Annotated in this window: 15 protein-coding genes; 5 read left to right on the plus strand and 10 right to left on the minus strand. The window is 63.3% G+C overall.

Features of this window, described 5'->3' with window-relative positions; translation table 11 throughout:
* Positions 1-5 precede the first annotated feature (5 nt).
* Positions 6-1457 carry a CYTH and CHAD domain-containing protein gene (locus RFM98_RS27260; RefSeq protein ID WP_320311674.1) on the plus strand — a complete coding sequence of 484 codons (1452 nt, stop codon included), beginning with the start codon at positions 6-8 and terminating at the stop codon, positions 1455-1457.
* 503 nt (positions 1458-1960) lie between these two features.
* Here the strand turns inward: RFM98_RS27260 and RFM98_RS27265 are convergent.
* Both RFM98_RS27265 and RFM98_RS27270 read right to left on the minus strand, forming a co-directional pair.
* Positions 1961-2266, minus strand: a complete 306-nt coding sequence (locus tag RFM98_RS27265; protein WP_320223432.1) for a hypothetical protein — start codon at positions 2264-2266, stop codon at positions 1961-1963.
* Positions 2267-2658: 392 nt separating this feature from the next.
* A complete protein-coding gene (locus tag RFM98_RS27270) occupies positions 2659-4035 on the minus strand; it encodes an aspartate aminotransferase family protein (protein WP_320311675.1) in 1377 nt (458 codons plus the stop codon).
* A 196-nt stretch (positions 4036-4231) separates the two neighbouring features.
* On the opposite strand from RFM98_RS27270, the gene RFM98_RS27275 reads away from it, so the two are divergent.
* On the plus strand, positions 4232-5353 hold the full coding sequence (locus RFM98_RS27275; RefSeq protein WP_320311676.1) for an NAD(P)/FAD-dependent oxidoreductase: 1122 nt from the start codon (positions 4232-4234) through the stop codon (positions 5351-5353).
* Between the two features lie 40 nt (positions 5354-5393).
* Here RFM98_RS27275 and RFM98_RS27280 read toward each other — a convergent pair whose 3' ends face one another.
* Positions 5394-5609, minus strand: coding sequence for a KTSC domain-containing protein (locus RFM98_RS27280; protein ID WP_320311677.1), 216 nt, complete (start codon positions 5607-5609; stop codon positions 5394-5396).
* Positions 5610-5797: 188 nt separating this feature from the next.
* On the opposite strand from RFM98_RS27280, the gene RFM98_RS27285 reads away from it, so the two are divergent.
* Positions 5798-6331, plus strand: a complete 534-nt coding sequence (locus RFM98_RS27285) for an alpha-ketoglutarate-dependent dioxygenase AlkB (RefSeq protein ID WP_320311678.1) — start codon at positions 5798-5800, stop codon at positions 6329-6331.
* A gap of 83 nt (positions 6332-6414) precedes the next feature.
* Positions 6415-6807, plus strand: a complete 393-nt coding sequence (locus tag RFM98_RS27290) for a hypothetical protein (RefSeq protein ID WP_320311679.1) — start codon at positions 6415-6417, stop codon at positions 6805-6807.
* 170 nt (positions 6808-6977) lie between these two features.
* Here the strand turns inward: RFM98_RS27290 and RFM98_RS27295 are convergent, their stop codons facing one another.
* Positions 6978-7409 carry a hypothetical protein gene (locus RFM98_RS27295; protein ID WP_320214775.1) on the minus strand — a complete coding sequence of 144 codons (432 nt, stop codon included), beginning with the start codon at positions 7407-7409 and terminating at the stop codon, positions 6978-6980.
* Between the two features lie 318 nt (positions 7410-7727).
* Here RFM98_RS27295 and RFM98_RS27300 point away from each other — a divergent pair, with 318 nt between their 5' ends.
* A complete protein-coding gene (locus RFM98_RS27300; RefSeq protein ID WP_320311680.1) occupies positions 7728-7910 on the plus strand; it encodes a hypothetical protein in 183 nt (60 codons plus the stop codon).
* Positions 7911-7952: 42 nt separating this feature from the next.
* On the opposite strand, the gene RFM98_RS27305 is transcribed toward RFM98_RS27300, so the two are convergent.
* Genes RFM98_RS27305 through RFM98_RS27330 form a run of 6 tightly spaced genes read right to left on the minus strand, consistent with a single transcriptional unit; the run spans position 7953 to position 13004 of the window.
* A complete protein-coding gene (locus tag RFM98_RS27305) occupies positions 7953-8744 on the minus strand; it encodes a sugar isomerase domain-containing protein (RefSeq protein WP_320311681.1) in 792 nt (263 codons plus the stop codon).
* 22 nt (positions 8745-8766) lie between these two features.
* Positions 8767-9534, minus strand: coding sequence for a GntR family transcriptional regulator (locus tag RFM98_RS27310; protein WP_320311682.1), 768 nt, complete (start codon positions 9532-9534; stop codon positions 8767-8769).
* Positions 9531-10403 carry an ROK family protein gene (locus tag RFM98_RS27315; RefSeq protein WP_320311683.1) on the minus strand — a complete coding sequence of 291 codons (873 nt, stop codon included), beginning with the start codon at positions 10401-10403 and terminating at the stop codon, positions 9531-9533. Before RFM98_RS27315 ends, RFM98_RS27310 begins: the two co-directional genes overlap by 4 nt.
* On the minus strand, positions 10400-11140 hold the full coding sequence (locus tag RFM98_RS27320; RefSeq protein WP_320311684.1) for a PIG-L deacetylase family protein: 741 nt from the start codon (positions 11138-11140) through the stop codon (positions 10400-10402). The genes RFM98_RS27315 and RFM98_RS27320 overlap by 4 nt, the downstream gene beginning before the upstream one ends.
* Complete coding sequence (locus tag RFM98_RS27325; protein WP_320311685.1) at positions 11137-11994, minus strand: carbohydrate ABC transporter permease; 858 nt, start codon at positions 11992-11994, stop codon at positions 11137-11139. The genes RFM98_RS27320 and RFM98_RS27325 overlap by 4 nt, the downstream gene beginning before the upstream one ends.
* Complete coding sequence (locus tag RFM98_RS27330) at positions 11991-13004, minus strand: carbohydrate ABC transporter permease (RefSeq protein WP_320311686.1); 1014 nt, start codon at positions 13002-13004, stop codon at positions 11991-11993. The genes RFM98_RS27325 and RFM98_RS27330 overlap by 4 nt, the downstream gene beginning before the upstream one ends.
* Position 13005: the final 1 nt, after the last annotated feature.

The following is a 13005-nucleotide window of genomic DNA, read 5'->3' on the forward strand; positions in this document are numbered from 1 at the left end:
GCATCATGCAGGAAACGGAACTGAAGCTCGAGCTTTTGCAATCGGGTGCGCGGTCGCTCCTGAAGAAGAATCCGTTCGGATCCCCGCCCATCATTCTTCAGCAGACATCCATCTATTTCGACACTCCCGGATGGGATCTGTCCAAGCGCGGCCTGTCGCTTCGCATCCGGCAATCGGGAAATGAACGCATACAAACCGTCAAAGCCGGTGATGGTGTCGCAGCCGGATCGTTCACACGCGAGGAGTGGGAACGGCCGGTCGCCGGCGACACACCGATACTTGATGATCCGCAGATCCGAGATCTGCTCGCAGATGCTGGCCCAAAGCTCGCCGCGTTGTTCGAGGTCCATGTCAAACGGCATCGTTGGAATGTGTCGGATCAGGACGCCACGATCGAAGTTGCGTTGGATCTTGGCAAGGTCGTTGCAGCCGATCGCGAGGCGCCACTCTGCGAGATCGAGTTCGAAAAGAAGGCGGGCTCGCCGAAAGCGCTGTTCGCGCTCGCCAGGAAAGTCGACCTCATCACACCGACACATGTCGGAGTGCTGAGCAAAGCTGAACGGGGCTATCATCTGCTGGGCACAGCTCCCGGCGCTGTGAAAGCGGCTTCGACCCCGCTCACGTCCGAGATGAGCGCGGCAACGGCTTTCGCGCACATCGCGGCGGCCTGTCTCAAACAGTTTCGTCTCAATGAAACGGTGCTGGGCTGGTCCCGCGATGCCGAGGCCCTGCATCAGGCTCGCGTGTCGCTGCGCCGGCTGCGCTCGCTTTGCTCGATCTGCAAGTCGCTGTTCCATGACAGCCGTTTTGACCACCTGCGGGAAGAATTGAAATGGCTCGCCTCGGAATTTGGCGATGCTCGCAATATCGACGTGATGATCGACCGTGCTTCGAGCGAGGCTCTTTCAAGCCGTCTTCACAATGCGCGCGACGATGCCTATGCGGCAGTCGAAACATCGCTTTCCTCGGTGCGCGCCCGCTCCTTGATGATCGATGCCACCGAGTGGATCTCCATCAGGGACTGGCGGACCGACCAATCGAGCGACACGCTGCACGGGCAGTCGGCAAGGGATTTCGCCTCCGGTGTATTTGATAAATTTTGGAAAAAGGTGGTGAAGGGCGGCAACAGTCTCATCGATGCCGATGACGAGACCCGCCATAAATTGCGCATCGCCGCAAAGAAGCTACGCTATGCGGCTGAGTTCTTCGAGCCGCTCTACAAGAGCAAGGCGGAAGCCAAACGCCATCGACGGTTCATAGAGGCGATGGAAGACCTGCAGGACCAGCTCGGCAGTCTCAACGATCTCGCCACCGCCCCTGATATGCTGGCAGCGCTGTGGCTTTCGGACGTTGCTAGTGCAAAGGACCTCTATAGCGCCGAGGACAAGTCCAAGCTTCTCAAGGACGCCGCGGAGGCACACGACGCCTTGGTCAACACAAGACGCTTCTGGCGCTGAGGCATGCAGAAGGAGCGACGAGGCTGTCTCCAAGCGGCCGGTCTTCGTCAGCTAGGAGGGATTAGCTGCCGAACTCTGAAGCAGCGACTTTGATCGCGACTCGTCACATAGCTGTGACAAACTGCGTAACAGGCGCCGGGACGAGTTCGACCGAAGGCGTGGTTGGCCGGGCTGGGAGGTCTTTGGACCAGGAGCAGAACCCTCTCTAGACCGCGATGCAGTGGATATAACCGGGCTTGATCGGCCCCGACTGCGCGGTGAGAACGACCTACGACATGCATCTTTGCACGACTTCCGGGAGGAAGGAACCTAATGGCAACAGCCAGCTTGACTTGAATGAGCAAACGCGGCGCCGATTTCCTTCGGAAATGGTTGGCGAACAACATTCCTACGGCCAGGGGTTCGGACATTTTGTCGGTCGCCGAGCTAACGCAGCAGCTATTTGCTGACGCAAAGTCTCTCAAGATATCCAGTACGCAAATCGACGAAGAGGTTGGCAGCGTTTATGAGGCGATACTCATTGCGATTAAAAAATAGAACGCCCCTAGTGGGGACGCTGCTTCACCGTGAGAGACGCTTTCTGTTCGCCCTGATTTTCCCGCCGTAAAATTGATCGAGCTTGTCGGGGCGGATGTTCCCATGGTGAGCATCGTTCCGGCGCGGCCGGCTGCCTCGATTTTTTCACTGACCATCAGCAGGGACTCGCGTTCCGCTGTCTTGCCGCCTTGCGCGATCCGCAGACCCCGGAGCCAGATGACTTGTTGCGCCTCCATCATCGTAAGGCACAGATCCACCCAAGGGTTGAACATTGCAGCACTCCTGATCGGCGCAGGAGAACGGCAGCCTTAGTTGTCCGGTTCCCTGGTAAGCGGGAGGACGGAGTAGGAATTTGCCTAAATAAGGATTGTTGGCGCGTAGCCGTCGGCTTCCGGCGACGATCGTCTGGCTCGCCTGGCGGGCCAGGTAGCTGTGTAACAAACTGTGTAACATGCGGCGCGAAAAGATAAATGTTTTCAATGCTATAGGCGCCAAATCGAAAGACGCTCTCTCCGCCAATCAAACTGGCACTGTAATTGATGATTGACCTGACGCTTTTCAGTGCCTTGCCATCTTAATCTCAAAACATCGCTAGCTTCTTCATTTTCTGGGCGGGAGATAGGCCAGCTGCTGCCCACCAGGCGCTGAACGCCTGACGAAGCTATCAGCCCTGCGGATGGACCTGCGGCAGAGCCGTGTCGAGCGAGCGCTCGAATGCATCGACCAGCATGTCGATCTGCGCCTCGGTGATGATCAGCGGCGGGCAGAAGGCAATCGCGTCGCCCATGTTGCGCGAGATGACGCCGTTCTGTTGCAGGAAGCCGTTGACCAGTGCGCCGAGCGCCGCTGGCTTGCCCCAAGGCGCCTTGGTTGCCTTGTCTGCGACGAACTCGACCGCCGCGATGAGGCCGACACCGCGCACTTCACCCACCAGCGGATGCGAGGCGAGTTTGCGCAGCCTTGCCTGCAGATGCGCGCCGACCTTGCGCGCATTGCCGACAAGGTCACGCTCCTCGATCAGCTTGATGTTCTCAAGCGCGACGGCCGCGGCGACCGGATGACCGCCGCCCGTGAAGCCGTGGCCGAAAGTGCCGATGCGGTCGCTCTCGTCGGCGATCGGCTCGAACACACGATCGTTGATCAGCAGCGCCGAGATCGGCAGGTAGGAGGAGGAAATCTGCTTCGACAGCACCATGATGTCGGGCTTCATGCCGAAGGTCTGCGAGCCGAACATCTCACCGGTCCGGCCAAAACCGCAGATGACCTCGTCGGCCACAAGCAAGATGCCGTATTTCGACAGCACCGCCTGGATCTTTTCCCAATAGCCGGCGGGCGGGACGACGACACCGCCGGCGCCCATGATCGGCTCGCCGATGAAGGCCGCAACCGTTTCAGCCCCCTCGGCGAGGATCAGCTTTTCCAGATCGTCGGCAAGCCGCGCGGAGAATTGTTCCTCGCTCTCGCCGGGCTCAGCGTCGCGCCAGTGATGCGGCGTCGACGTGTGCAGGATGTTGGCGATCGGCAGGTCGAAGGAAAGATGGTTGTTGGGCAGGCCGGTCAGGCTCGCCGAGGCGATGGTGACGCCATGATAGCCCCGCTTGCGGCTGATGATCTTCTTGCGCGCCGGCTGGCCGAGCGCGTTCGAGCGATACCAGATCATCTTGATCGCGGTATCGTTGGCCTCGGAGCCGGAATTGGTGAAATAGGCCTTGCTCATCGGCACCGGCGCCATCTGCACCAGCTTCTCGGCCAGGTCGATCAGCGGTGAATGCGCCTTCGAGCCGAAGTCGTGATAGAAGGGCAGCTTCGACATCTGTCTTGTCGCAGCGTCCACCAGCCGCTTTTCCGAGAAGCCGACGGCAACGCTCCACAAGCCCGCCATCGCCTCGATATAGCGGTTGCCGGCGATGTCCTCGACATAGACGCCGTCGCCCTTTTCGATGACCAGCGGACCGGTTTCCTGGTGCTTGCGGGCGTTGGTATAGGCATGCAGGTGGTAGCGGATATCGCGGGCTTCGGGCGAATTCGGTCTGACGTCCATCATAGTGGCTCCTGTTTGCGGCGTCCAAAGCGGAAATAGGACGGGGCGTCCTCGTTGAGAAATCCGAAAGTTCCGCCTTGCATTGTGGCGGTTGATGCCTCATCGCGCAGGCTGATCGCAAGGGCCGCGATGTCGAGATCGATAGCGCCAACAAGCCTCGACTGTCGCGGCAACGATGGTGCAGCAGGATCAGAGCATGGAACAAGTCGATTGCATCATCGCGGGCGCTGGCGTGACTGGTCTGGCCATTGCGCGCAGATTGGCCGCGCAGGGCCTCGATACCCTGATCCTCGAAGCGGCGGACGCCATCGGCACCGAAACGAGTTCGCGCAATTCCGAAGTCATCCACGCCGGCATCTATTACCCGCAAGCCTCGCTGAAGGCCCGTCTGTGCGTGGCGGGACGCGACATGCTCTACCGCTACTGCGGCGACCGGTCGATCCCCCACCGCCGCTGCGGCAAGCTAATCGTCGCGACCGACGAGACACACGAGCCGGTGCTGGCCACCATTCGCGCCAACGCCGCGGCCTGCGGTGTCGGGGACTTGCGATCCCTCTGCGCCATGGAGGCGCAGATATTGGAACCGGCGCTGCATTGCACCGCGGCGCTGCTCTCGCCCTCGACCGGCATTGTCGACAGCCACGGTCTGATGCTTGCCCTGCTTGGCGATGCCGAGGAGAGCGGCGCGATGCTGTCGCTCAACACCCGCATCGTCTCGGGTCGTGTCGAGGCGGGCAGGATCGTGCTACGGACCATAGACACGGCGAGCGGCGAGCAGTTCGAGATTGCCGCATCGCGCCTCATCAACGCGGCCGGCCTCGGCGCTATCGCCTTGGCAGGCTCGCTCGAAGGGTTTGGCCGGCAGTTTCTGCCGACGCTTCGCTACGCCAAGGGCAATTATTTCTCGGTTGCCGGGCGCGCGCCCTTTTCACATCTCGTCTATCCTGTGCCCGAGCCCGGCGGGCTCGGCGTCCATCTGACCCTCGACCTTGCCGGCACCGCCCGTTTCGGACCGGACGTCGAGTGGACGGACACTCTCGACTATCGCGTCGATCCGGCGCGCGGCGAGCGCTTCTATGCCGCGATCCGCAAATACTGGCCCGATCTGGCCGACGACAGCCTGCAGGCGGCCTATAGCGGCATCCGGCCGAAACTCTCCGGCCCTGGCGACGCCAACAGCGACTTCGTGATCCAGGATGCCGCGACGCACGGCATCGACGGCCTGGTCAACCTGTTCGGCATCGAAAGCCCCGGCCTGACCTCCAGCCTGGCGATTGCCGATCAAGTGGCGCGCATCCTCACGCCGGCGACGCGTTGAAGGACAGCCAGAGGCAGGCAAGCTTCGATGCCTTGGCGCTCTACGACGATCTTCCATGCTCAACCAGATGATATCTGAAATGATCGCGCACGAATTCGTTGAAGAATTGCCCTTTTGAGAAAGCCGCCTTGAAAGCCATGTAGGTCTCGGGTCCGACATCCTCATAGTCGTAACGGTCGCCGCTTGGGACGAACCACACAGAAAGGATCCGCCTCGACGGATCGTAACGGATATTCTGGATCGCGGTGGAAGGCATATCCGGTGTCCTGCTTTCCAACCCCTAATCCTTCGCGCAGCGCCAAGTTCCGCCATGCCGGGGACTGACCTTGCACAAGGGCTCCGATTGCCTATCTGAGCCGCATGTCACCAGCCAAACGCCAAACAGCAGAGAGCGCCTTCCAGGGCGATCTCTTCGGTGCGCCCGCAGGCCTGCCGCCCACAAGCATGCCCGAAGGCTTCTCCTACCGACCGGACCTGATTAGCCAGGACGAAGAGCGCGAACTGGTCCGTCATATCCAGGGCTTGTCTTTCCAACCGTTCGATTTTCACGGTCACCTTGCCAACAGGCAGATCGTCGGCTTCGGCTTGCGCTACGACTATGAACGCCGGCAGGTCGTGGAGGCCCCGTCCATACCGGACTTCCTGCTGCCGGTTCGCGCCAAGGTCGCCGAGTTCGCGGGCGTTCCTGCCGCCGCGTTCGGGCAAGCGCTGATCAACGAATATCGCCCGGGCGCCGGCATAGGCTGGCACCGGGACAAGCCGCATTTCGAGCTGGTTGCCGGCGTCTCGCTGCTGGCGCCCTGCAGCTTCCGGCTGCGCCGCAAGAAAGGCGCGGCGTGGGATCGCGAAACGATCGACGTAGAGCCCAGGTCCGTTTATCTCATGGCCGGCCCGGCGCGAAACGAGTGGGAACACAGCATCCCGCCGGTCGAACGACACCGCTATTCCGTCACCTTCCGCACAATACGCGTCTCTTGAGTTGCCGCATCGACGTCTATGCGGGAACCATCGTCCGGCTCGGGGGGTTGTGTCGTCAGATTTCCAGATGGAAAGGAAAGACGATGCGCACCTTGACCATGGTCCTGACGCTGTCGGCATTGGCACTGGCGCAGCCCGCTTCTGCTCAACTCGCCGATCCGCAGCCGCAGGTCCCGCCGCCGGCCCAGGAGCCCGTCCCCGATCAGGCCCAGCCCGGTCAGGATAACGCCGACCAGAGCGTTACCAACATTGTCGTGGTGGCGATCGAGGACCTGCCTTCGGAGGTGAAGGCGCAGGCCGAAGCCGTAGTCACCAGGACGACTGCCAACGAGCTGGCCAAGCTGCAGAGCTCGGTCGATGCCTCACCCGAGGCAACGTCGGTCCTGCGCGCCAACGGCCTCAACTCGACACAGGTCGTTGCCGCCAACATTGACGGTGACGGCACACTGACGTTGATCATCCAGATGACCGCATGACCGGCCGCGTGCGACCCATCTGTTCAGGTTATGGCGGTCTCCACAAGAGTGACGCCGAAATTTCGGGCCGCAGCCCGCGCACAGCAAAAAGGGAGTGCGGAGAACCAGTCAGGTCTCCGTCGCTCCCATCAAGATCTCGAACCGGTGCGGTCCCGTGCATTGTGACACGGCTAATACATGAACACCGCCCTCAGCCAGGCAAGAATGCCTGCGCCCGGAGAGATCGCCGCGCGCACCCGCGACGCCGCCCAGCGTGCCGGCATGTTGGCGCCGACATGGCAATGGCAGACGACCTCATGCAGCTGCCAGTCGCTCATTTCGAAGAAGCGCTTGGCTTCGCCGTATGTGTCGTCCTGCAAGCCTTGCGCGCGGAAGATCGGATCCGCGAAAGCGACGGCGATCGCCGATCCGTCGGTGCGCATTCTTTCACGCATGTCGGGTGAGGTGTATTCGGTGCCTGCGAGCGCCGTGAGGCGGCTCGGACTTTGTTCGAGAAGTTGCGCCCAGCGCTCGAGGCGCTGACCGCGATTGGCGATGAGAGCCGGTGCTTCGGCTTGAACGTCGGCAACGGCGTTGATTTGGTCAAGGGTTTGGTGCTTCACGGCCGTCTCCTGTCTCGACAGATGATCACCCGCCCGCAATGGGAACTAAGGCGCCGACCGACGCCGGCAAGAGCCGAAACAGGCGCGCAGAATCATTTGATCGCTACTTGTCGCCGGCGCGCGGCCAGATCGTGTTGGAACCATCCGCGGGCGCGACCGTTCTGCCAGCTTGCGCCGCCGATCGCTCCCGACGAAGCGTCTGAATGCGGCGATCACCTCCATCATTTCAGGTCGAGCATCATTTCAGGTCGGGCAGCACATCCCGCATGTTGGGATCGCAGCAGAGCTTGCCGAGACACCGAGCGGAAGGAAAACGCGATGGCCATTCTCCCCAATCCGGACCCGTCTCCGACGCCGGTGCCCACGCCGCCGCCCATCCCCGAACCGAAGCCGATGCGCGAGCCGGATCCGGATCGGCTGCCCGACGAGGAGCCGATCCCAAATCCCGATGAGAATGACGCGCCGCCCAAGCATTCCGCAACAATGCAGCGCTGGCTCTGAACGGCTTATGGGAGGCGCCGCGGCGCCTCCCATTAAGCCTAATCACTCTCCGCGCATCGTCGCCTGGAAGGTGGGCAGATGCTTTTTCTGCGCCTCGATCATGCGTTCGCGGTAGACGCCGTAGATGACGTCGGTGTCGTGCAGCGTGACGCCCGCGATCGTCGGCGAAGCAAAGACCGGCAGCTCGATGCCGCGCTTCGACAATTGCTCGGCCGTGCGCGCGAGCAGCTCGTGCGCCATGATCATCGCCAGCACCGTCGACGAGCCCGACACCGGTCGGCTCCAGCCGTCGATCGGCACAACCGCGTCCTCGATCGGCGAGCAGGTGTCGATGACGAGGTCGGCGGCGTCCGCCAGCCGCTTGCCGGAGGAATGCGTGGCCGGCTTGTCGAGATTGTTCTTGCTGGTGACCGCAACGACGAAGATGCCTCGCTTCTTGGCGTAGAGCGCGGTGTCGATGCCGGAGGAATTGCGGCCGCTATGGCCGAAGATGATGATGGAATCGCCCTTGTTCAGCGGCTGATGGTCAAGGAACTTCTCCGCATATTTCTCGGTCCGCTCCAGCCACAAAAGCTCGCGCACGCCGCCCGCGCCGAGCACGTTGTGCCACATCACGCGCGGGTCGGTCAGCGGATTGAAGCCGACGAAGCTGCCATAGCGCGGGAACATCTCCTGCGCCGGCAGTACCGAGTGGCCCGAGCCGTAGAGATGGACCAGTCCGCCATTCTCAAGCGTGTCGGCGAAGCGGCTCGCCGCCTGGCCGAACGCTTCCGAATTGGCCTTCGATGCCTGTTCGATGAGGGCGACGAGACGGGGAATGTAGAGATCGGACACTTCGGTACTCCTGTTAATCGTGTCAGCTTCTGGTGTTTGGGAGGCGGCCGGCGCGCAGCGTCGAACGGATCTCGTAGCGGTCGCCGCGCATCACGGAGACGGTGAATTCGAACGGGCCGCGCTCGTCGATGGTGATGCGCTCGACGACGAAGGCGGGACTGCCTGCGGTCAGGTCGAGCAATTCGGCGTCCGCCGCGCTCACGGCGCCGACGCGATAGTTCTCGCGCGCCTCGACCGGCACGATGCCGTACTGGCGCCCCAGCGCCTCGTAGAGCGAGCCCTTGAGCAGGCCGGCATCGAGGAAGCCCGGTACGCGCGCGGCTGCCAGTTGCGCCGTCTGGATGCCGATCGGCTCGTTGTTGCCGAGCCGCAGCCGCCTGATCCGCACCACCGGGTCGCCCTCCTCGATCTCGAGCGCGCCGGCGGCGGCGGCACTCGCCGTCGTCAGGCTGCAGTCGAGCAGGCGCGAGCCGGCCACCACGCCGATATTGCCCATCTCCTGGGTGAAGGAGGTGAGCTCGCGCGTGCCGGCAACCAGCGTGGTCGAGCGAACGAATGTGCCCCGGCCATGCTCGCGCCTGAGCAGCCCGCTTTCCTCAAGATTGCGCAGCGCGTGGCGCAAGGTGATGCGGCTGACGCCGAACAGCGCGCAGAGCCGGTCCTCGGCCGGGATCTGATCGCCGGTCGCCCACTCGCCGCTCTTGACGATGGCGCGGATCGCCTCCTCGACCTGATACCAGAGCGGCTCCGGACGCCTGCGGTCCGGCTGCTGAAAGCTTGCTTCGCTCATCGGACCTGCCTCCACCCACTTCCCGCCTGCCCGGCAAGGGCGGCGCCGATCAGGCCGGCGCGGGAGCCGAATAGTCCAGGCTTGAGTTCGATGCCGCGCAGATGCGGCGGCAGTTGACGCCGAAGCGCCGCAAGCAATGGCGGCGCAATTACGTCCAGCGCATCCGCCAGGCCGCCGGACACCAGGATAACGCCCGGATCGAGCAGGCCCACGGCGCCGGCGAGCGCGATGCCCAGCCGTAGCGCTGCCTGCTCGACGACGGCAAGCGCGGCCGATCGCCCGGCTCGTGCGGCCTCGATCAACTCGCCGCCATTCGCCAGCCCAACCTGGGCGGCAAGCGCATCGAGCGCGCGGCCCGAGGCGACGCGCTCCAGCCAGCCACTGCGTTCGTCGCCCTGGTCTTCGATATCGGCGCAGGCCCAGCCGAACGAGCAGGCGCCGCCTTGGGCGCCGGCGACGATGCGGCCATTGGCCAGCACCGCCGAGCCGATACCGGTGCCGATCGCAAGCAGGATCGCGTCGGAAACGCCCCTAGCCGCGCCCTCAGCCGCTTCCGCCAGAAGCGCGATCTGCGCGTCGTTACCGACCGCGACGCTGATGTCGGGAAACAAAGCCGCGATGTCGATACCGTCCAGCCAGGCCAGGTTCGGGATCCAGCGGCAGACGGAACCGTCGACCAGACCCGGTACCGCAAGCCCGAGCGCCTTGGCTTCGCCCGTGGCCGCAAGCGCGCTGACGCGCGTCACGAACGCGTCGAGGCTCTCCGGCGCCGGCTCGCGGACCTGCTGCGTCAGGTCAGCGATATCGCCCGTATGGATGGCGGCGCGCAGGTTGGTGCCGCCGAGATCGATGGCGAGAACCCGCGTCATGTCTTCCGGCTCCGATCGGCGGGCGGCGCGAACAGCCCGCTGCCGGCATTCCAGGAATGCGAGGCTGCAGCGAAGGCCTGCGCATGGCGGGTGCCGCGCAGGCAACCGCGCAGCCTGTAGAGCGCGCTGTAATAGTCGACGTAGGGAAAGCTGCTTAAGCCCCGCGCCAGCTCATATTCCATGACAGCCTCGTGCCAGGCGTCGAAGCCGTCGCTGACATCGACAAGATGCTCGGGGCGAAAGCCTTCGTCGTCCTCCCAATTCTCGCCGAAGAGCAGGAACTGCGGCGTATGCGCGGGATGGGCGCGCTTCAGCGTCGGCAACGCCGAAAAGAAGACGCCGGTCTGGGTGAGATGCGCCGCAGCGCGATGGTCCTTGTGCCAGCTGCCGTGCCAGTGGGTGATGACGACCTCCGGTCGCACCTCGCGGATGACGTCGCAGACCTGCAAGGCGGTCGCGTTGTCGTTGGGCAGAAAAGCGTCGCGCAGCTTCATGTTGCGCATTTCAACGCCGAGCCGCGCCGCCGCCTTCGCCGCCTCGTCCTCCTTCTGTCCCGAATAATGCTCCGGGATCAGGCAGGGATGGCCCTGCTCACCCATCGAGAGATGCAGGAAGGTGACCTGGGCTCCATTCTTGGCGGCAGCCGCCGCCAGCGGCCCGGCGATGACCTCGGCGTCGAACGCATGCGCCCCGACGACCAGGATCGAGCGCGCGGCATAGACCTTGTCCTCGATCATTTCATGCCTCCCCCGGCGCCGACGCCCTCGCGAATCTGGCGCGCCAGCAAACAATACATGATCAGGATCGGCGCCATGGAGATCGCCAGCGAAGCGAACACCAGGCCCCAATCGGTGCGGAACTGTCCGACGAACACGCTGATCGCCAGCGGCACCGTCTTGTAGCGGTCGTCGAAGATGAAGATCAGCGGGAAGAAGAAGTCGTTCCACACCGCGATCGCCGTGAAGATGGCGACGATCGACACGGCCGGCTTCACCATCGGCAGCACGATCTGGAACAGGATGCGCGTCTCGCCGGCGCCGTCCATGCGCGCCGCTTCATCAAGTTCGGACGGCAGGACCCGCATGAAATTGGCGAAGATGAAGACGGCGAACGGAATGCGGATCGCCGAATAGACCAGGATCAGCCCGGTGAGCGAATCGAGCAGGCCGAGGCTTCGCATTAGCGTGAACAGCTCCACCGAGGCGAGCCGGATCGGCAGCATGATGCCGGAGAGGAAAAGGCCGAGCATGATGCCGTTCCAGCCGAGCCTGTAGCGGCTGAGCGGATAGGCGGCCATCGCCGAGACGACGATGGTGAGGATCACCGCGCCGCCGGTGACGATCAGGCTGTTGATGAAATTGTGGCCGAGATCGGCGCGCGTCCAGGCGCGGACGAAATTGTCGAAGCCCCAGCTCTGCGGCAAGCCGAGCCGGTTGTCGTAGATTTGCGCCGTCGTCTTGAAGCAGGAAACGACCAGGATATAGAGCGGCAGCAGCACCGCCGCCGTCCAGATCAGCAGGATGATCCAGCCCGGCACTCGCGCCAGTCGCTGCGGAAGTGCCAATGTTTGCTGAAAGGACGGCGTGCTCATAGCTCGACCGTCCGCTTGTCGAAGAAGCGCAGCATCAAAAGCGTGCCGATGCTGAGGATGAGGAACAGCATCGTGCCCAGCGCAAGCGCCAGCCCGATGTCGGTGATGCCGACCGCGCCCTCGGCGCCGAAGGCGAGCCGATAGAAATAGGTGACGAGCGTGTCAGTGGCATAGCTTGGATTGCCCTGCACGCCCTGCATCACATAGACGATGTCGAACTGGTTGAAGGTGTTGATGAAGGAGAGCGTCGTCAGCGTGCCGAGCGCCGGCATCAGCAGCGGCAGCGCGACGGAATAAAGCATGCGCGCATTGCCGGCGCCGTCGAGCTTCGCCGCCTCGAACACCTGCGGCGAGATTTGCCTCAAGCCCGCCGTGTAGATCAGCACCGGCAGGCCCATCCAGTTCCAGGCATCTACGGCGATCAGCATGCCAAGCGCGGTGTGGCTGTTGCCGAGCGCGGTCAGGCTGCCCTGGTGCAGGCCAAGCCCGTTGAGCGCCCATTCGACGATGCCGCCCGGCGCCAACAGCAGACGCCACAGCGCGCCGACGATGACGGGGCTGAGCACCGCCGGGAAGAAGAATACCGACTGGAAGAAGGCAGCGCCCCTGCTACGCAGGAAAAGCAGCCAGGCGAACAACAGGCCGAGCCCATTCTGCAGCACCATGATGCCGAAGAACCACGCGATGTTGTGCCACAGCGCCCCATAGAGCCGCGCGCCGCTTGGGAACACGAACAGGCGCGAGAAGTTCGCGAGGCCCGCGAACTCCTGCATGCGCAGCCCCTTCCAGGTGAAGAAACTGCCCCACAGCGACAGGAACAGCGGATAGAGCACGAACAGCCCGTAGACGGCGAGCGCCGGCAGGATGAACAGCACCGCCATGCGCTGCTGTGTGCGCTGGAGGCTGGTCGTGCGGCGGGGCTTGATCATGCGTTGCTCTGTAGGGGTGAAGATGCCGGCCGACTGGAGCATGATGCCGAAAAATGTGAAGCGGTTTTCGGACGACATCATG

The sequence above is a fragment of the Mesorhizobium australafricanum genome, assembly GCF_033977265.1.
Lineage (GTDB): Bacteria > Pseudomonadota > Alphaproteobacteria > Rhizobiales > Rhizobiaceae > Mesorhizobium > Mesorhizobium australafricanum.